General features: G+C 69.0%; 16 protein-coding genes, 2 tRNA genes, 1 pseudogene and 1 riboswitch. Of the genes and pseudogenes, 7 read left to right on the forward strand and 12 right to left on the reverse strand.

Translation table 11 applies throughout. The annotated features are described in order from the left end of the window. Nucleotides 1–22: 22 nt before the first annotated feature. The 6 genes from AB0B76_RS02555 to gyrB form a co-directional block, all read right to left on the reverse strand. A tRNA-Ala gene (locus AB0B76_RS02555) sits at nucleotides 23–98 on the reverse strand. A gap of 19 nt (nucleotides 99–117) precedes the next feature. Beyond that, nucleotides 118–246 carry a DLW-39 family protein gene (locus AB0B76_RS02560; protein ID WP_360368069.1) on the reverse strand — a complete coding sequence of 43 codons (129 nt, stop codon included), beginning with the start codon at nucleotides 244–246 and terminating at the stop codon, nucleotides 118–120. A gap of 1 nt (nucleotide 247) precedes the next feature. After that, nucleotides 248–321: transfer RNA gene (locus AB0B76_RS02565), tRNA-Ile, on the reverse strand. 129 nt (nucleotides 322–450) lie between these two features. Beyond that, the gene (locus tag AB0B76_RS02570; protein WP_360368072.1) at nucleotides 451–1,305 is read right to left on the reverse strand and encodes a DUF3566 domain-containing protein; all 855 of its coding nucleotides are present in this window, start codon (nucleotides 1,303–1,305) and stop codon (nucleotides 451–453) included. 4 nt (nucleotides 1,306–1,309) lie between these two features. Next, the gene (gyrA, locus tag AB0B76_RS02575; RefSeq protein WP_360368075.1) at nucleotides 1,310–3,832 is read right to left on the reverse strand and encodes a DNA gyrase subunit A; all 2,523 of its coding nucleotides are present in this window, start codon (nucleotides 3,830–3,832) and stop codon (nucleotides 1,310–1,312) included. 52 nt (nucleotides 3,833–3,884) lie between these two features. Next, entirely contained in the window at nucleotides 3,885–5,828 is a 1,944-nt protein-coding gene (gyrB, locus tag AB0B76_RS02580) for a DNA topoisomerase (ATP-hydrolyzing) subunit B (RefSeq protein ID WP_360368078.1), read from the reverse strand. Nucleotides 5,829–6,272: 444 nt separating this feature from the next. Here gyrB and AB0B76_RS02585 point away from each other — a divergent pair, with 444 nt between their 5' ends. Beyond that, nucleotides 6,273–6,830 (forward strand): hypothetical protein, encoded by a 558-nt coding sequence (locus AB0B76_RS02585; RefSeq protein ID WP_360368081.1) that lies wholly within the window; start codon nucleotides 6,273–6,275, stop codon nucleotides 6,828–6,830. Nucleotides 6,831–6,990: 160 nt separating this feature from the next. Here AB0B76_RS02585 and AB0B76_RS02590 read toward each other — a convergent pair whose 3' ends face one another. From AB0B76_RS02590 to dnaA, 5 genes are all read right to left on the reverse strand, one after another. Then, the gene (locus tag AB0B76_RS02590; protein WP_360368083.1) at nucleotides 6,991–7,494 is read right to left on the reverse strand and encodes a DciA family protein; all 504 of its coding nucleotides are present in this window, start codon (nucleotides 7,492–7,494) and stop codon (nucleotides 6,991–6,993) included. Then, on the reverse strand, nucleotides 7,487–8,599 hold the full coding sequence (gene recF / locus AB0B76_RS02595; RefSeq protein WP_360368086.1) for a DNA replication/repair protein RecF: 1,113 nt from the start codon (nucleotides 8,597–8,599) through the stop codon (nucleotides 7,487–7,489). Before recF ends, AB0B76_RS02590 begins: the two co-directional genes overlap by 8 nt. Nucleotides 8,600–8,601: 2 nt before the next feature. Further along, the gene (gene gnd / locus AB0B76_RS02600) at nucleotides 8,602–9,474 is read right to left on the reverse strand and encodes a phosphogluconate dehydrogenase (NAD(+)-dependent, decarboxylating) (RefSeq protein ID WP_360368089.1); all 873 of its coding nucleotides are present in this window, start codon (nucleotides 9,472–9,474) and stop codon (nucleotides 8,602–8,604) included. 16 nt (nucleotides 9,475–9,490) lie between these two features. Beyond that, nucleotides 9,491–10,621 carry a DNA polymerase III subunit beta gene (gene dnaN / locus AB0B76_RS02605; RefSeq protein ID WP_360368092.1) on the reverse strand — a complete coding sequence of 377 codons (1,131 nt, stop codon included), beginning with the start codon at nucleotides 10,619–10,621 and terminating at the stop codon, nucleotides 9,491–9,493. 839 nt (nucleotides 10,622–11,460) lie between these two features. Then, nucleotides 11,461–13,158, reverse strand: a complete 1,698-nt coding sequence (gene dnaA, locus AB0B76_RS02610) for a chromosomal replication initiator protein DnaA (protein WP_360368095.1) — start codon at nucleotides 13,156–13,158, stop codon at nucleotides 11,461–11,463. Between the two features lie 553 nt (nucleotides 13,159–13,711). On the opposite strand from dnaA, the gene rpmH reads away from it, so the two are divergent. The 5 genes and pseudogenes from rpmH (at nucleotide 13,712) to AB0B76_RS02635 (ending at nucleotide 16,502) form a co-directional block, all read left to right on the forward strand. Continuing rightward, nucleotides 13,712–13,849 (forward strand): 50S ribosomal protein L34, encoded by a 138-nt coding sequence (rpmH, locus tag AB0B76_RS02615; RefSeq protein ID WP_104433422.1) that lies wholly within the window; start codon nucleotides 13,712–13,714, stop codon nucleotides 13,847–13,849. A 34-nt stretch (nucleotides 13,850–13,883) separates the two neighbouring features. Then, nucleotides 13,884–14,378 (forward strand): ribonuclease P protein component, encoded by a 495-nt coding sequence (rnpA, locus tag AB0B76_RS02620; protein WP_360368099.1) that lies wholly within the window; start codon nucleotides 13,884–13,886, stop codon nucleotides 14,376–14,378. Continuing rightward, a pseudogene (gene yidD / locus AB0B76_RS02625) lies at nucleotides 14,375–14,646 on the forward strand (membrane protein insertion efficiency factor YidD). Before rnpA ends, yidD begins: the two are co-directional and overlap by 4 nt. Before the next feature lie 11 nt (nucleotides 14,647–14,657). Further along, nucleotides 14,658–15,716 (forward strand): membrane protein insertase YidC, encoded by a 1,059-nt coding sequence (gene yidC, locus AB0B76_RS02630; protein WP_360368723.1) that lies wholly within the window; start codon nucleotides 14,658–14,660, stop codon nucleotides 15,714–15,716. A gap of 120 nt (nucleotides 15,717–15,836) precedes the next feature. Continuing rightward, on the forward strand, nucleotides 15,837–16,502 hold the full coding sequence (locus AB0B76_RS02635) for a R3H domain-containing nucleic acid-binding protein (RefSeq protein ID WP_360368726.1): 666 nt from the start codon (nucleotides 15,837–15,839) through the stop codon (nucleotides 16,500–16,502). 70 nt (nucleotides 16,503–16,572) lie between these two features. Next, nucleotides 16,573–16,655, forward strand: a riboswitch (ZMP/ZTP riboswitch). Here the strand turns inward: AB0B76_RS02635 and AB0B76_RS02640 are convergent. Beyond that, the gene (locus AB0B76_RS02640) at nucleotides 16,651–16,992 is read right to left on the reverse strand and encodes a hypothetical protein (RefSeq protein WP_360368102.1); all 342 of its coding nucleotides are present in this window, start codon (nucleotides 16,990–16,992) and stop codon (nucleotides 16,651–16,653) included. It overlaps the preceding riboswitch by 5 nt. Here AB0B76_RS02640 and AB0B76_RS02645 point away from each other — a divergent pair. Continuing rightward, entirely contained in the window at nucleotides 16,979–17,806 is an 828-nt protein-coding gene (locus AB0B76_RS02645) for a tetrahydrofolate dehydrogenase/cyclohydrolase catalytic domain-containing protein (RefSeq protein WP_360368104.1), read from the forward strand. The genes AB0B76_RS02640 and AB0B76_RS02645 overlap by 14 nt on opposite strands. Nucleotides 17,807–17,834 lie beyond the last annotated feature (28 nt).

Raw genomic sequence — 17,834 nt, forward strand, 5'->3', positions numbered from 1 at the left:
ACTGCAGGTCAGACGCCGTTCATGGTGGAAGCGAGGGGACTCGAACCCCTAACCCCCGCCTTGCAAAGGCGGTGCTCTGCCAGTTGAGCTACGCCCCCGCTCGGGGTGGGCTACAGACTAGCGCAGGTCCGGAGCGGTCGTCGCCTCGTGCCAGAGGGCGCGCTCTTCGTTCGCGGACTTGACGCGCTTCGCGACGTAGGCGGCGGCTCCGACGACGGCGACCACCAGAAGCACCTTTTTCCACATGTGGGGCTAGCTGGAATCGAACCAGCGACCTCAGAGTTATCAGCTCTGCGCTCTAACCGACTGAGCTATAGCCCCAGCAACACAGCCGCTGGGAAGAACTCCCCGAAGCGGTGCGAACAGAAGGTTACCGTACCCCACGCGCCCGGCTCAAACCGGTTCCCCCCTGGCACGGCGAGCCGCCGCCAGGGGGGACGAAACCGCAGGTCAGTCCTTTTCGGCGAGCGTGAGCTCGATGCCGCCGACCAGGTCGGCGCACACGTTGTAGATGAACGAGCCCAGGGTTGCCAGGGCCGTGAAGAGGACCACGTTCACGACGCCCAGGAGGGCGGCGCCGCCGATGACGCCCTTCGCGGTGATGCGGAAGGTGCTGTCGGCCGAGCCGCCGGTCGAGCTGACCAGGTCGGCCAGGAGCTTGTTGATGCTCTTGAAGACGTCCATCGCGTCCAGGGCCAGGTACAGGACCGAGGTCGCGACGATCAGGACTACGAAGAGGACGAAGCTCACGGCGAAGGCGAACTTCATCACCGACCACGGGTCGATCCGCTTGAGGTGCAGGCGGGCCCGGCGCGGGCCGCGGCCCACGGCGGAGCTGACCGTTTTGCGCGCCGCGCGGACGGCCTCGGTGACGCGGGCCGAGCCGCTCACCGCCGGGGTCGGCGTGTGGATGGCCTGCGTCGCGGCCGCGGCCGGCGTGCGCACCGCCGCGCGGGCGATGGCCGAGACGCTGGCCGTGCCCGTGGCGGTCGAGCCCATGGCCGAGCCGGAAATCGGGGCCGTTGCGCCGCCGAGGCTCGCCGGTGACTGGATCGGCACCGTGAGTGAGTCGGGCGGCGGGGCCATGCCGGGGGCACGCTGGAACTTCGGCGTGCCGCCGCTCGTGTGCTCGGCGGGCGAGCCCAAAGAGCTCGACGAGCCGAACGAGCCGGCCCCGTTGACCGAGCCAGGCTCTCCACCGGCGGCAGGCGCCCCCGAGTCAGATCCCGTCATGGCAGCCTCTCCGGCCCTCTTGGCCTCATCGGTTGCCGAGGCGGTCCCCGACTTCGCCTGAGTGTCTGTCATCCAACTAGTCCTGTTCGTCGGGCTCATCGGCGTTACGGGCGATCGCGACGATGGTCACACCCTCGGGAAGGTCCATGAGCTTGACCCCCATTGTGTTCCGATCTCTCGTACGCCGTACAGGCTTCACGGGAGTCCGGATCACGCCACCGTTGGAGGTGATGGCGAACAGCTCGTCATCCGGGCTGATCACCACCGCGCCGACGAGACCACCGCGCCGCGACGTGATTTTAGCGGTCAGGACGCCCTTGCCGCCGCGCCCTTGCACCGGATACTCCTCGATGGGAGTCCGCTTGGCAAAACCACCGTCGGTGGCCACCAGAACGTCCAGGTCCATCCCCTCGCGCACCACTTCCATGGCGAGCAGCTCGTCACCCTCGGCGAAGCGCATCCCGATCACGCCGGAGGTCGCGCGCCCCATGGGTCGCAGCGCCTCGTCGCTGGCGGTGAACCGGATAGCCTGGGCCTGCTTGCTCACCAGGAGGAGGTCGTCCTCCGGGCCGAGCAGCGCGGCGCCCACCAGCTCGTCGTCCTCGCGCAGGTTGATCCCGATGATGCCGCCCGACCGGTTGGAGTCGAACTCCTCCAGCCTGGTCTTCTTCACCAGGCCATCCTTGGTCGCGAGGACCAGGTACGGCGATACCAGGTAGTTCGGAATCTCGATCACCTGCGCGATGTGCTCGTCGGGCTGGAATGCCAGCAGGTTGGCGACGTGCTGACCCTTCGCCGACCGGCTGGCCTCGGGCAGCTCGTAAGCCTTTGCCCGATAAACCCGACCTTTATTCGTGAAGAACAACATCCAGTCGTGCGTCGAGCACACGAAGAAGTGGCTGACGATGTCGTCCTGCCTCAGTGTCGCACCCGAGACGCCCTTGCCGCCGCGCTTCTGGGAGCGGTACAGGTCGACCTTCGTGCGCTTCGCGTAGCCGGTCCGAGTGATCGTCACCACAACGTCCTCGCGAACGATGAGGTCCTCCATGGAGACCTCGCCGTCGAACGGGATGACCTGGGTGCGCCGGTCGTCGCCGCGCCGGGCGACGATCTCGGCGAGCTCCTCGGAGACGATCTGCCGCTGCCGCTCGGGCTTGGCCAGGATGTCCTTGTAGTCCGCGATCTCGATCTCGATCTTGGCCAGCTCGTCGAAGATGCGCTGGCGCTCCAGGGCGGCGAGCCGGCGCAGCTGCATGTCGAGGATCGCGGTGGCCTGGATGTCGTCGATGTCGAGCAGGTTCATCAGGCCGTTCTTGGACTCCTCGGCGCTGGGCGACCGCCGGATGAGGGCGATGACCTCGTCGAGCATGTCCAGGGCCTTGACCAGGCCGCGCAGGATGTGCGCCCGCTCCTCGGCCTTGCGCAGCCGGTACCGCGTCCGCCGCACGATGACCTCGACCTGGTGGGCCACGTAGTGCCGCACGAACTGGGCCAGGTTGAGCGTGCGCGGCACCCCGTCGACCAGGGCCAGCATGTTGGCGCCGAAGGTCTCCTGCAGCTGCGTGTGCTTGTAGAGGTTGTTCAGCACCACCTTGGCGACCGCGTCGCGCTTGAGCACGATCACCAGGCGCATGCCGGTGCGGCCGGAGGACTCCTCGCGGATGTCGGCGATGCCGGCGAGCTTGCCCTCCTTCACCAGGTCGGCGATGCGCTCGGCGAGGTTGTCGGGGTTGACCGCGTAGGGCAGCTCGGTCACCACGAGGATGGTCCGGCCCCGGGGGTCCTCCTCGACCTCGACCACGGCGCGCATGCGGATCGAGCCACGGCCGGTGCGGTACGCGTCGACGATGCCCGCGGTACCGACGATGAGGCCCTTGGTGGGGAAGTCCGGGCCCTTGACGATCCCGATCAGCTCGTCGAGGGTCTCGGCCTCGTCGGCGTCCGGGTGGTCGAGGCACCACTGCACCGCGTTGGCGATCTCGCGCAGGTTGTGCGGCGGGATGTTTGTCGCCATGCCGACCGCGATGCCCGTGCTGCCGTTGACCAGCAGGTTGGGGATGCGCGAGGGCAGGATGGTGGGCTCCTGGGCCCGGCCGTCGTAGTTCGGGACGAAGTCGACGGTGTCCTCGTCGATGTCCCGCAGCATCTCCATGGCCAGCGGGTCGAGGCGGGCCTCGGTGTACCGCATGGCCGCGGCGGGGTCGTTGCCCGGCGAGCCGAAGTTGCCGTTGCCGTCGATGAGGGGGTACCGCAGCGACCAGCTCTGGGCCATACGCACGAGGGCGTCGTAGATGGACGCGTCGCCGTGCGGGTGGTAATTGCCCATCACGTCGCCGACGACGCGGGCGCACTTGACGTACCCGCGGTCGGGGCGATACCCGCCGTCGAACATCGCGTAGAGGATCTTGCGGTGCACCGGCTTGAGACCGTCGCGCACGTCGGGCAGGGCGCGCCCGACGATCACGCTCATCGCGTAGTCGAGGTACGAACGCTGCATCTCGACTTCGATGCCGACCGGCTCGATTCGGCTGGCGACCGCAGACCCACCCTCAGCCGGAGTCTCTCCCGGGTTCTCAGGGGTGGAAGTCGGTTCCGTCACGCTGGATATTCCTTATCTCTGCTATGCCAGTCTTCGGTTGGACCGAGCCAGATCAGATGTCGAGGAACCGGACGTCCTTGGCGTTCCGCTGGATGAACGAGCGGCGCGCCTCCACGTCTTCGCCCATGAGGACGCTGAAGAGCTCGTCCGCGGTTGCAGCGTCGTCCAAGGTCACTTGGCGGAGCATCCGGGTCTCCGGGTTCATCGTGGTCTCCCACAGCTCCGGATAGTTCATCTCGCCCAGACCCTTGAACCGCTGGATGTCGTCCGGCTTCGCGTTGGGCTTGGTGCGCTGCCGCAGCTCGATCAGGCCGTCGCGCTCCCGGTCGGTGTACGCGTACTGCGCGTCGTCGCCCTTCTTGTTCCATTTGATCTTGTACAGCGGGGGCGCCGCGAGATACACGTGCCCGAGCTCGATCAGCGGTCGCATGAACCGGAACACCAGGGTCAGCAGCAGCGTCTGGATGTGCTGGCCGTCGACGTCGGCGTCGGCCATGAGGATCAGCTTGTGGTAGCGCAGCTTCTCGATGTCGAACTCGTCGTGGATGCCGGTGCCCAGCGCGGTGATGAGCGCCTGGACCTCGTTGTTCTTCAGCACGCGGTCGATGCGCGCCTTCTCGACGTTGAGGATCTTGCCGCGGATCGGCAGGATCGCCTGGACCCGCGGGTCGCGGCCCTGCTTGGCCGAGCCGCCGGCCGAGTCGCCCTCGACGATGAACACCTCGCACAGGCGCGGGTCGTTCGACTGGCAGTCGGCCAGCTTGCCCGGCATCGAGCCGGACTCGAGCAGCGACTTGCGCCGCGCCAGCTTGCGGGCCTGGGAGGCGGCGATGCGCGCCCGGGCGGCCTGCGAGGCCTTGGTGATGATGGTCTTGACCTCGGCCGGGTTGCGGTCGAACCAGTCGACCAGCCGGTCGTTGCACACCTTCTGCACGAAGCTGCGCGCCTCGGTGTTGCCGAGCTTGGTCTTGGTCTGGCCCTCGAACTGCGGGTTGGCCAGCTTCACCGAGATGATCGCGGCCAGGCCCTCGCGGATGTCCTCACCGGTGAGCTTCTCGTCGCCCTTGAGGAACTTCTTGTCCGCGCCGTACTTGTTCACCACGGACGTCAGCGCACTGCGGAAGCCCTCCTCGTGGGTGCCGCCCTCGTGCGTGTTGATCGTGTTGGCGAACGTGTAGACGCTCTCGCCGTAGGACTCGTTCCACTGCATCGCGATCTCCACCGCGATGCCCTCACCCTCGGAGCCGAACTCGACGACGGTGCGGTGGATCGGGGTCTTGGTCGCGTTGAGGTGCCGGACGAAGTCGGCGATGCCGCCCTCGTAGCAGAAGACGACCTCCCGCTTCTCCTCCGGCGTGTCCGGGCGCTCGTCGCGCAGCTCGATCTTGAGGCCGCGGTTGAGGAAGGCGTACTCCTGGATGCGCCGGTACAGCGTCTCGTAGACGAACGTGGTCGTCTCGAAGATCGTCGGGTCGGGCCAGAAGGTGACGCTCGTGCCGGTGCGGTCGGTCTCCTCGCCCCGCTGCAGCGGGTCGGGCTTGGAGTTGTTATAGGTCTGGCGCCAGACGTACCCGTCCTTGTGGATCTCCAGGTCGATGCGCGTCGAGAGCGCGTTGACGACCGAGATGCCGACGCCGTGCAGACCGCCGGAGACCGCGTAGGCCTGGCCGTCGAACTTGCCGCCGGCGTGCAGCACGGTCAGCACGACCTCGACGGTGGGCCGCTTCTCCTTGGGGTGCATGTCGACCGGAATGCCGCGGCCGTTGTCCACGACCCGCACGCCCCCGTCGGCGCGCAGCGTGACCTCGATCGTGTCGCAGAATCCGGCCAGCGCCTCGTCGACGGCGTTGTCCACGACCTCCCACACCAGGTGGTGCAGGCCGCGCTCGCCCGTGGAGCCGATGTACATGCCTGGCCGCTTGCGGACCGCCTCGAGCCCCTCGAGGACGGTGATCGAAGAGGAGTCGTAGGACTGTTCGGGCTTGTTTGTTGCCACCCTCGGTCGCTTTCTCGCACTGGCCGGCCACGCGGAGGGCGTCCCGGGTCTCGTGCGGAGTCGGTGCGGGCGCGTCCGGAGCGGAGGAGGCACGCCGGTATCCGGCGCCGCTCTGGCAGGCGCCCTCAACTCCGGCGGGCCGACCACCGCTGTGACGTGCACGCGGGATGTGATCGACTGTTCTCTGAGCCGATGTAATCCTACTGTGTCCGGGCGACAATTTCGCACCGGGACGGGTCTGTAATCGCCGTAGCGGCCCGAACGGTGCGGGGCGAAGGTCCCCCCATGCACGAGGGGTCCTGGCGCCTGGTGGCGGGCGGCACAGGCAGTACGGCATCCGGATCCACCATTTGGAGGTTCCGGGGGTCGCGCAAGGGGCCGTTCGTGCCGTATGTTCCCCGCCGCGGGGGCGGGCGTACAGAAGTGAAAGATGAGGGGTGCGCGATGGGGCTGGACAACGTCGCCGTGCAGTGGCCGCGCACCGGTCGTTTCTACGACCCGGTCGCGCCGGCCGAGTTCGTCGACTTCGCGGACCTGGCGGAGGCGCTGCCGCTGCACGCCGGGCCGGCCGCGGCCCTGGCCGATCACGTGGCCAAGACGGGCACCGTGCGCGTTACCGGGTACACCGAGCTCGTCGACCTCCTCTTCGGGCTCAACGGCGTGCTCTTCGCCACAGATGCGGCCGCCGAGGACGAGGATCCGGTCATCAGCCCCGATGACTGCGCCTGGATCGCCGGCGGGTTGGAACGGTTCGTCAACGGCCACGCCGAGTACGGCGACGAGATCACCTTCGAGACCGTGAGCGCCGTGCTGCGCAAGGCCCTCGAGGGCTCCCGCCTCGCCGAGCAGCAGCTGCGCTGGCTGCAGAGCCGGCTCGACGCGCTGCGCGACGACGCCGGCAACGCGCCGCAGTGGTCGTATTCCATCGCCGAGCTCGACGTCCTGGCCAAGTTCTACCGCCGGTGCGCCAACCGCGGCTTCGCGGTGTACGCGGACTTCTAGGTCCTGTCCTGCCGGTCATGCCGGCCTGCGCCGGGCCCGGATTTCGCCTGCGCGCACCCCGCGAAGGCCGGGTTACGACACCGGTAGCCAGGCCTCCGCGGGGCACACGCAGGCGAAATCTGGACCTCGTCTCGGCTCGACATGACCGGCAGGACAGGACCTAGCCGTAGGTATCGCGGGGCCCGCGGCCCCGGATGCGGCGCGGCCCGCTGCTCCACGACGGCGTGCTCGGCCCCTGGATGTGCAGCCGCTTGACCACGTTGTGACCGACCTCACGCGCGATCTGGGCCAGCAACCGGGTCGCCAGCATGCGCAGCTGGGTCGACCACGCCGTCGACTCGGCCTCGATGGTCAGCTCGCCGTCCTCCAGCTTGAGCGGGCGGCTGTGCGCGGCGATGTCGTCGCCGACGACCTTGGCCCACTCGCCGAAGATCCGCGCCTCGCGGGTCGGCTGCGACCAGCCCCGCTGCTTGACCAGGCGGTCGAGGACCGCACCGAAGGGCTGCGGGTCGCGCTGGTCCGGGCCCGGTCCGGTGTACCCGCGCCGGCGCGGCTGGGAGTCAAGCGCGGACCTGCGCCGCGGCTGCGCGCGGTGCTTGGCCAGCGCGGCCTCGACCGCGGCCCGGGCCAGCTCGGGACCCGACTGTTCGGATTTGTCAGACACGTCGCACCTCACCCCCGCCGACCTCGAAGCGCATTCCGCGCAGGGCCGACGGGACATCATCCTCCACCGCGCAGGTCACGATCAGCTGACTCGCCCCGCCGACGAGCCCGGCGAGCCGGTCACGCCGGCCCGCGTCGAGCTCGGCGAACACGTCGTCGAGCACGAGCACCGGCTCCACGCCGTCGTCGCGCAGCAGGTCGTACGCGGCCAGGCGCAGGGCCAGCGCGTACGACCACGACTCGCCGTGGCTGGCGTACCCCTTGGCCGGCAGCTCGCCGAGGGTCAGCGTGAGCTCGTCGCGGTGCGGGCCGACCAGCGTCACGCCCCGGTCGATCTCCGACGGTCGCGATTCCGACAGCGCGGCGAGCAGCGCCGCCTCGAGATCGTCGCCGAGCGGGTAGGAGGCGCTGTAGGCGATCCGCGCGTCGGAGCGGCTCGCGCTGACCGCGGCGTACGCCTTGGCCACGTGCGGCGCGAGCGCGTCGACCAGGTCGAGCCGGGCACGCACCAGCTGGGCCCCGTGGCGGGCCAGGTGCGTGTCCCACACGTCGAGCGTGGACAGGTCACCGCCGCGGCTCCCGCCGGTCTTGCGGGCCAGGTAGGAGCTGCGCAACAACGCGTTGCGCTGCTTGAGCACCCGGTCGTAGTCGGAGCGGACCCCGGCGAAGCGGGGCTGGCGGGCGACGAGGAGCTCATCGAGGTACCGCCGCCGCTCTGAAGGGTCTCCGCGAATCAGCGAGAGGTCTTCGGGCGCGAAGAGCACCAGGCGCAGGGCGCCGAGGATGTCGCGCGTCCGGGCGACGGGCGCCCGGCCGAGGCGGGCCTTGTTGGCGCGGCCCGGCTCGATCGAGAGCTCGATGAGCAGCTCACGCTCGTCGTGCACGACGGCGCAGCGGACCACGGCGCGGCCGGCGCCGAAGCGTACGAGCGGCGCGTCCGTGGCGACCCGGTGTGACTCCAGGGTCGCCACGTAGGCGAGGGCCTCGACGAGGTTGGTCTTGCCGACCCCGTTGGGCCCTACGAACACGCACGGCCCGGGGCCCAGCTCGACAACGACCCGCTCATAGCTTCGGAAGTCGACGAGCTCCAGGCCCCGGACGTACACATTCAGTCCTTCTTGACCGCGTGGCCGCCGAACTGGTTGCGCAGCGCGGCGACGGCCTTCATCGCCGGCGAGTCGTCCTGGCGGGAGGCGAAGCGGGCGAACAGCGAGGCGGCGATGACGTTCATGGGTACGGCGAGGCGGATGGCCTCCTCGACGGTCCAGCGGCCCTCGCCCGTGTCGTCGGCGTAGCCCTTGATCCTGGCGAGCTGCGGGTCCTCGTCCAGCGCGCGGTCGAGCAGGTCGAGCAGCCACGACTGCACGACGGAGCCGGCCCGCCAGCTCTTGATGACCTCGGGGATGTTGTCGACGTACTCCGAGGCCTCGAGCAGCTCGTAGCCCTCGGCGAAGGCGTGCATCATGCCGTACTCGATGCCGTTGTGGACCATCTTCGCGTAGTGCCCGGCACCGGGGCCGCCGGCGTGCGCGAAGCCGAACTCGCCCTCCGGCTTGAGGCCCTCGAAGATCGGCATGCAGTGGTCGACGTGCTGCTTCTCGCCGCCGACCATGAGCGCGTAGCCGTTGGTCCGGCCCCAGATGCCGCCGGAGACGCCCACGTCGAGGTAGCCGATGCCCTTGGTGGCGAGCCGCTCGGCCCGCGGCTTGTCGTTGCTGAAACGCGAGTTGCCGCCATCGATCACGATGTCGCCGGACTGCAGCAGGCCCGAGAGCTCGTCGATCGTGGGCTCGGTGAACTGCACCGGAACCATGATCCAGACCACGCGGGGCGCGGCGAGCTTCTCGACGAGCTCCTTCAGGGACGGCACGTCGGTGACGTCGGGGTGGTGGTCGAAGCCGATGACCTCGTGCCCGGCGGCCCGGAGCCGCTCGCGCATGTTGAAGCCCATCCTGCCCAGGCCGATAAGACCGAGCTGCATTTGTGGTGCCTCCGAATCAGCTGCCGATGCGAACCGGCATGATCAAGTACCAGTACCCAGGGACGATTTCTCCATCATCCTTTGCCGGGGACATGACCGCAGGCTTCTTCGGGTCAGTGAAGGACAACACGGCGATCGGCGCGTCGAGCGCCTTGAGACCGTCCAGCAGATACTGGTGATTGAAGGCGATCGTCATCGGCTCGCCTTCGTACTGGCAGTCCATCGCCTCGCTGGCCTTCGCGTCCTCGCTGCCGCTGGCCTCCACGACGAGCCCGTCGGTGCTGAAGGACAGCCGCACCGGGGTCTGCCGCTCGGCGACGAGTCCGACGCGCCGGACGACCTCGTTCAGCGCCGCGACCGGGATCCGCGCCTGGGCGTTGTGGGTGTCGGGCAGCAGCGCTCGTACCTTCGGGAAGTCCCCGTCGAGCAGGCGTGATGTCGTGCGCCGCGCGCCGCCGGCAAAGCCGATCATGCCCTCACCGATCTTGCCGCGGGACAGCGCGACCGAGACGGAGCCGCCGAGCGGGCCGAGGGTCTTGGCGGTGTCGTCGAGGGTGCGGGCGGGCACCAGGGCGGCGACGCTCATGTCGGGCTCGTCCGGGCGCCACTCCAGCTCGCGGACGGCGAGGCGGTAGCGGTCGGTCGCCAGCAGCGTGAGCTTGCTGCCCTCGATCTCGATGCGCACGCCGGTCAGCATCGGCAGGGTGTCGTCCTTGCCGGCCGCGATGGCGACCTGCGAGACGGCCCCGGCGAACACGGTCGCCTCGACGCTGCCTGCGGACTCGGGCATCTCCGGCAGGGTCGGGTAGTCCTCGACCGGCATGGTCGGCAGCGTGAACCGCGCGCTGCCGCAGGTGATCTCGACGTGCGCCCCGACCGCGGCGAAGTCCACCGGCTTGGCCGGCAGGGCCTTGGTGATCTCGGCGAGCAGCCGGCCGGACACGAGCGTCGCGCCGTCGGCGTCGGCCTGCACCTCGACGGTGACCTGGCTCGAGACCTCGTAGTCGAAGCCGGACACCTGGAGGCGGCCGTCGGCGACCCGCAGCAGGACGCCGGCGAGAACTGGCACCGAGGGGCGGCTGGGCAGGCTCTTGGCCGTCCAGGCGACGGCATCGGCAAGCGCGTCGCGCTCGACTCGGAACTTCATCGCGGTCCTCCCGCATCGTCATCGGTACTTCATGTTCGCCGCTAGTCGCACGCCACATGCCCGGGCCGCCAGCTTTTCGCTCCGGGGCGTACATGGCCGTGGGTTCGATGCTCGGCGGTGCCGGGGTCGCTCATCGAACCTTAGGGCCTCCGGGGCGGGGTCGTGCACCGACCCCGCCGAATCCGGCGGCCCGGCTCGATCCACACACTGATGATTGCTTTTCTTCTCTCTTTAAAAGAAAAACTACTCGTAATCATAGGTGGTGTGGAAACTGTGGAAAACCGGTGTTCGCCCAGCTCAAACCACTTATAGCACTGGGTATGAGCTGTGCATGACCCGGTGGGCTCAGCCCTGTGGATTGTGGATGAAGCTTTGTCCACAGCCTTTGTCCACCGGTTGTCCACCGGTAATCCCCAGGGTTTTCCCGTGGCTGTGGATATCGTAGGGCCCGAACCTCGTTCACGTTCGGTCGGTCATCCGCTTACTCTCCGGATGCATCCACAGGTCTTCCACACCTAGTCCCCAGAAGTTATCCACAGCCTGTGGGGCCGGCCTGTGTGCGAACGGTAGCCACCCGGTGACTCACCCCCGGAATTTGGCACGAACCGAGTTATCCACAAGATTTCTGTGGACAGCGTGTGGAAGCTGGGGACAACCGAGCCGATCGGGGCCCGAACCGGCTGTGGACGACCGGCCTCAACCTGTGGGCGGGGTGTGGACAACGTAGGGCCATTTGGCAACTGCCACGAGGTCAGCCGCGGCTGCGGCATGTGGACAACCCGTTGTCCACACCCTGTGAAAAGGGCCGGTGGACGACCATTTTTCTGTGGAAAAGCCGATCAGGTCGTCTGCTTGATGCGGTTCGTCAGCTCGGCGATCTGGTTGTAGAGCGAGCGCCGCTCGGCCATCTGCTGCCGGATCTTGCGGTCGGCGTGCATGACGGTCGTGTGGTCGCGGCCGCCGAACGCCTGCCCGATGCGGGGCAGCGACAGGTCGGTGAGCTCGCGGCACAGGTACATCGCCACCTGGCGCGCGTTCACCAGCACCCGCGACCGGCTGTGCCCGCGCAGGTCCTCCAGGCTCACCCCGAAGTAGTCCGCCGTCGACGCCATGATCTGGTCGGCGGTGATCTCCGGGCCGGAGCCGTCGGGGATGAAGTCACGCAGGACCTCCTCGGCCAGGCTGAGCTCGACCGGGGAGCGCGTCAGGTTCGCGAACGCCGTGACGCGGATCAGGGCGCCCTCGAGCTCGCGGATGGACGACGCGATCCGCGACGCGATGAACTCCAGCACGTCCGGCGGGGCGAAGAGCCGCTCCTGGGCCGCCTTCTTCTGCAGGATCGCGATACGGGTCTCGAGGTCCGGCGGCTGGATGTCGGCGAGCAGGCCCCACTCGAACCGCGTGCGCAGCCGGTCCTCCAGCGTGGCCAGCTGCCGCGGGGAGCGGTCGGAGCTGATCACGATCTGCTTGTTGGCGTTGTGCAGCGTGTTGAACGTGTGGAAGAACTCCTCCTGGGTCCGCTCGCGGGTCTCCAGGAACTGGATGTCGTCGATCAGGAGGATGTCGACGTCGCGGTACCGCCGCTGGAACGCCTGCGTCTTGTCGTCACGCAGGCTGTTGATGAAGTCGTTGGTGAACTCCTCCGTCGACACGTACCGCACGAAGCGCGCGTTGCCCAGCATCGTGGCGTACTGCCCGATCGCGTGCAGCAGGTGCGTCTTGCCGAGGCCGGAGCCGCCGTAGATGAACAGCGGGTTGTAGGCCTTGGCCGGCGACTCGGCGACCGCGACCGACGCGGCGTGCGCGAAACGGTTGGAGGAGCCGATGACGAAGGTCTCGAACGTGTACTTCGGGTTGAGCCGGTTCCCCGCCGAGTCCCCGGCCGGCGTGGGAGCGCCGCGGCGGTCCTCGCGGCCGGTCCCGGGCGTCGACGGGCGCGCCGGCGGAAGCTCGTCCCGCGGCGGCTCGTGCGGCTCGTACAGCGACTCGTACTTCGACGGCTCGTAGCGCCCGGCGTCGGCCGCGGCTTCCACGGCGGTGCCGGAGTGCTCGTTGCGCCAGGAGTCGGCGGGCTTGGGATCGCCGGGAAGCTCGAAGAGGCGGTCATGCTCCGGCGGCGGTACCTGTGCAACGCCCCGGTGCTCGCCGATCCGGCGCTCCGGGGCCAGGCCGCCGGCGCCGCGGTCGGTCGGCTCGTCGCCCGGCAGCGGGTCGCGCAGCGACGCCGACGCCCCGTTGGACCAGTGCGACGCCGAGGGCGCCGGCAGCGATGGCGCGTCCTCCGGCGGGCGGACGGTCACGGCCACCTGGATCGCGCGGCCCAGCAGCCGGGAGAGCGCCTCGGTGATGACCGGGCGCAGCCGGCTCTCGATCATGTCGCGTGAGTACGGGTCCGGCACCGAGAGCAGTGCGGTGTCCTCGACGATCGCGCGCAGCCGCGTCATGCGCAGATACGCACGCTGCTGCGCCGAGTCGAGCCCGTCGGCGAGCTGGTTCGTCGCTGCGTTCCAGATCGCTGCGAGGTCGGTGTCAGTCACCGTTCGCGCACCCCCATCATCATTCGCGGCCCCCCACCGCGAGTGGACGGTGCCCAGATCTTCCCGCCGCCCCGGGTCACCATTGTCCACAGGTTTTCCACAACCTGTGTATCAACGAGTCATGTCCCGTGGACGGATCGTCCTGATTCCCCTTCGTCCCGTGCTGACTGTGCGGTGATCAGCGCGTACACAGAGGTCATACAGGTCGGGCGCGTGTCTGACCCCCTCGCAGAGCGCCCGCCGATATTCAGGAAAGTCCAGTTGTACCCCGTCGCCGGAAGTCGCGGTGTCTACCGGCAACCGGGCACGTTAACAGCGTTGTCCACAACCACTCAACCGTTGTCCACAACTAACCTGTGGATTACGGCTCCCACCAGGGCTTTTACTGTGCACATCGCGGCCCGCGGGGTGATCGTTGACGGTCAGTGAGGTGGCGCGTACCCTGTTTCGGTTGGAGCACCGTTCCCTGGTAAACTCCAACCACCTAGACATCCAGTGGGCGCGGCTCTCGTTGAGTCGGGTCCCCGCCAAGTCACGAAGACGGAGCCCCGACGTGAGCAAGCGCACCTTCCAGCCGAACAACCGCCGGCGCGCGAAGACCCACGGCTTCCGGCTGCGCATGCGCACCCGCGCCGGCCGCGCGATCCTCTCGGCGCGCCGCGCCAAGGGTCGCGCCGAACTCTCGGCCTGAGCCGTCACTTCGACCGGGCCCTCCGGGAGGCAGCGTGCTGGCGGCCGCTCAGCGACTGCGGCGGCGGGAAGACTTCGCCGCCACCATTCGCAACGGCCGCCGGGCCGGCCGGGGGGCCGTGGTTGTGCATTTCCTGAACCCCGGGTCGTTGCGACCCGGGGTTTCCGGTGTTCCGGATCCTTCCGACTTGTCGGCCTTGCCGGCTTCCGGTCGGCCGGCCTCGTCCACTGCCGGCTTGCCGACCATGCCTCCGTCTGATCTGCCCGCCTCGCCCGACTCCGGGGTCGGCTCCGCCCGCGCCGGCTTCGTGGTTTCCAAGGCCGTCGGCAACGCCGTGGTGCGCAATGCCGTGAAGCGGCGCCTGCGGCATCTGGTCCGTCCGCTCCTCGCCGGCCTGCCCGCCGGCTCCGTGCTCGTCGTCCGAGCGCTGCCCGAGGCGGCGGCCCGGCCGTACGCCACCCTGCAACAAGATCTTGACGCGGCGCTGGACGCCGTGCGCCGACCGAAGAACCGAGGTGTCCGTCGATGAACGCCGGATCCCGGATCGTGGCAGCTCCCATCGTCGCGTACCGTCGTTGGATAAGCCCGGCGTTGCCGGCGCGTTGTCGGTTCTACCCGTCGTGCAGCGCTTATGCCCTGGAGGCGGTCGGCACGCACGGCGCGGTCAAGGGAATCGGCCTCGCGATCTGGCGGCTGCTGCGGTGCCACCCATTCCACCCCGGTGGGTTCGACCCGGTGCCTCCGCGCCGGGGACACTCGCCCGAGCCCGAGTCGACGTGACTGGAGCAGTGTCGTGATTAGCAAGCTGATGGGCGGGATCTACTGGCTGATCTCGAAGGTGATGCTGTTCTGGCACACCGTCTGGGACTCGATCATGCCGGATCACCGGGTGCTGGGCTCCAACTGGCAATGGGTCCTCGCGATCGTCTTCCTGGTGATCACGGTCCGGGTCGTGCTGTTCCCGATCTTCGTCAAGCAGATCAAGTCGCAGCGCGCGATGCAGGCGATCCAGCCGAAGATGAAGGAGCTGCAGGAGAAGCACAAGGGTGACCGGGAGACCCTCCAGAAGGAGGTCATGAAGCTCTACCAGGAGGAGAAGGTCAACCCGCTCATGGGCTGCCTTCCGATGTTCCTGCAGATCCCGGTGTTCATCGGCCTCCTGCACGTGCTGCGCCACCTCAAGCCCGGCACTTCGGACCACCAGATGGAGCTCTACGGCTGGACCAAGTCGGAGTTCCTCAGCGCCGTCGACGCCCGCCTCTTCGACGCCCCGATCGTCGCCAAGTTCAGCAGCAGCACGGCCGACCTGCTGCAGATCGAGGCGAACTCGACCACGGTCAAGATCGTCGCCGCCATCCTGGTCGCGCTGATGATCACCACGACCTACCTGACGCAGCGCCAGATGATCAAGAAGACCGGCTGGAACACCGACCCGCAGCAGCGCATGATCCAGAAGTTCATGCTCTACGGCATCCCGTTCTTCACGCTGACCTCCGGCTGGTACTTCCCGATCGGCGTCATCATCTACTGGGTCACGAACAACGCCATCACGCTGGGCCAGCAGTACTGGGTGCTGCACAAGTACCCGCCGCCGGCGAGCGCGTCGTCCAGCAACGTGCCGTACAAGAGCGGCGGCGCCAAGAAGGCCACCGACGCCAAGCAGCCCAGCGGGTTCGGCGCGCTGTTCAGCAAGGCCCGCGAAGAGGCCGCCGCGCAGCAGCGGACCAACGGCAAGGCCGCGAAGGCGACCGGCGCCAAGGCCAACGGCACGGCCCCCGAGGCGGCCGGGCCGTCCCGGGCCCCGAAGCCCGGCGCCAAGCCGATCAACCCGAAGAAGGGTGGCGCCGCGAAGCGGCAGTCGGGTTGATGCGACCCCGCCGGGCCACCCCTCAATCGGCCCGGCGCGGGGCGCTCCCTGTAGCAACCCACCCCTCACCGACGACCTGTGACGGCGCTTCGGCGCCCCAAACAAGCGGAGATGAGTTTCGTGACCGACACCACCAGTGATCTCGGCGCCGAGGACCTGGATCAGCACCAGCCAGCCTCGCCGTCGTCGACCAAGCCCGCGGACGCGGAGCTGGAGGACGACGATGAGGACGTCGACGAGGAGGAGTCCTCGGAGTCCGAGTCCGCGGAGGCCGACGGGGCCGCGGCCAACGGCTCGGGTCGCTCGAGTACGGACCTGTTCCGCGAGAGCGAGATCGCGGCCGACTATGTCGAGGGCCTGCTCGACATCCTCGACTACGACGGCGACATCGACGAGCTCGTCGTGAGCGGCCGTCCGGTCGTCGAGGTCGTGGAGGGCGGGGACGGCTCGGGCAAGCGGCTGCAGGCTCTCGTCGGGCAGCGGGGGGCGACCCTCGAGGCGCTGCAGGAGCTGAGCCGGCTGGCCGTGTTCCGGCAGACGGGTTCGCCGAGTCGCCTGCTGCTCGACGTGGGGGGCTACCGGGCGCTGCGGCGCAAGGAGCTCGGCGCGATCGCGAAGAACGCGGCGGAGAAGGTGAAGGAGTACGGCGAGTCCGTGCGCCTGGAGCCCATGAGCGCGTTCGAGCGCAAGTGCGTGCACGACGTCATCAACGCCCTTCCCGGCGTTGAGAGCGAGTCGGAGGGCGTGGAGCCGGCGCGCCGGATCGTGGTCCGCCCGACCGCCTAGTTCTGCCTTGCGTTCCTGAACCGCCCCGGTCCCGCGACCGGGGCGGTTTGCTTTTGTCTGCTGGGGCATACTTGAGGGACGCGACTGGCGGCATCAAGGATGGGCAACCATCGGGAAGCCTCGTCGTGGGAGTCGACCGCCTGGGCTCTCACGCAGACGAGGAGCAGCGTATGCCCAACTCGCCTTCTTCCCTCTCGTCCGATTCGGCGACCGTGACTCCGCCGGGTGCCTCCGCCGGTTCGCCGGTGACCGCGGCCGACACCCCCGCGTCGAGTGCATCGGCTTCTCCCGCGTCGAGTGCATCGGCTCCTCCTGTGTCGAGTGCGTCCGCCGATCCCGCTTCGAGCGCGTCGGCCGCTTCTTCCTCCTCGGCTGCGCCGGTCGGCTCCGGTGCGGGTGCCTCGGCTTCGAGCGCGGCGGCCGGGTCTGCGGCGGCTCGACCCGTCGGCCCGGCCCGTCTGCTGCCGGGCGCCCCGGTGGCCGAGAGCATCCTCGCCGACGTCGCCACCCGGGTCGCCTCCCTCCGCGCGCGGGGCATCACCCCGTCGCTCGCCACGCTCCTGGTCGGCGACGACGACGCCAGCGCCGGGTACATCCGGATCAAGCAGCGCCAGGCCGCCGAGCTCGGCTTCGACTCCCCCCACGAGCACCTCCCGGCCGACGCGACCCAGGCCGACCTCCACGCCGCGATCGACCGCTTCAACGCCGACCCCGCCGTGCATGCGCTCCTGATCCAGTACCCGACGCCGAAGCATCTCGACTACGACGCCGCCCTCATGCGCGTCGACCCGGACAAGGACGTCGACGGCATGCACCCCCTGAACCTGGGGCGCCTCGCCGCCGGCATCCCCGGCCCGCTCCCCTGCACGCCCGCCGGCATCGAGGCGCTCCTCGCCCACTACGAGATTCCGGTGAGCGGCCGCGAGGTCGTCATCCTGGGCCGGGGCGCCACACTCGGCCGGCCCCTGGCGATGCTGCTGGCCCAGAAGCGACCGACCGCCAACGCGGCAGTCACCGTCGTGCACACCGGCGTGCCGGACTGGCCCCGGTACACCCTCCGCGCCGACATCCTCATTGCCGCCGCCGGCGTGCCGGGGATCATTCAGCCGGAGCACGTGAAGCCGGGGGCGGTCGTGGTTGGCGGCGGCGTGCGGTACGAGGGGCGCCGCCTCCTCCCCGACGTCGACGAGTCCTGCGGCGCGGTGGCGGGCGCCATCACTCCGCGAGTGGGCGGCGTCGGCCCAACAACGGTGGCCATGCTCTTCCGCAACGCGATCGAAGCCGCAGAGCGCCGTTTCACGTGAAACCTGGGCCGGAGGGGTGGCCGCTGAG

The organism is Dactylosporangium sp. NPDC049140, assembly GCF_040648435.1.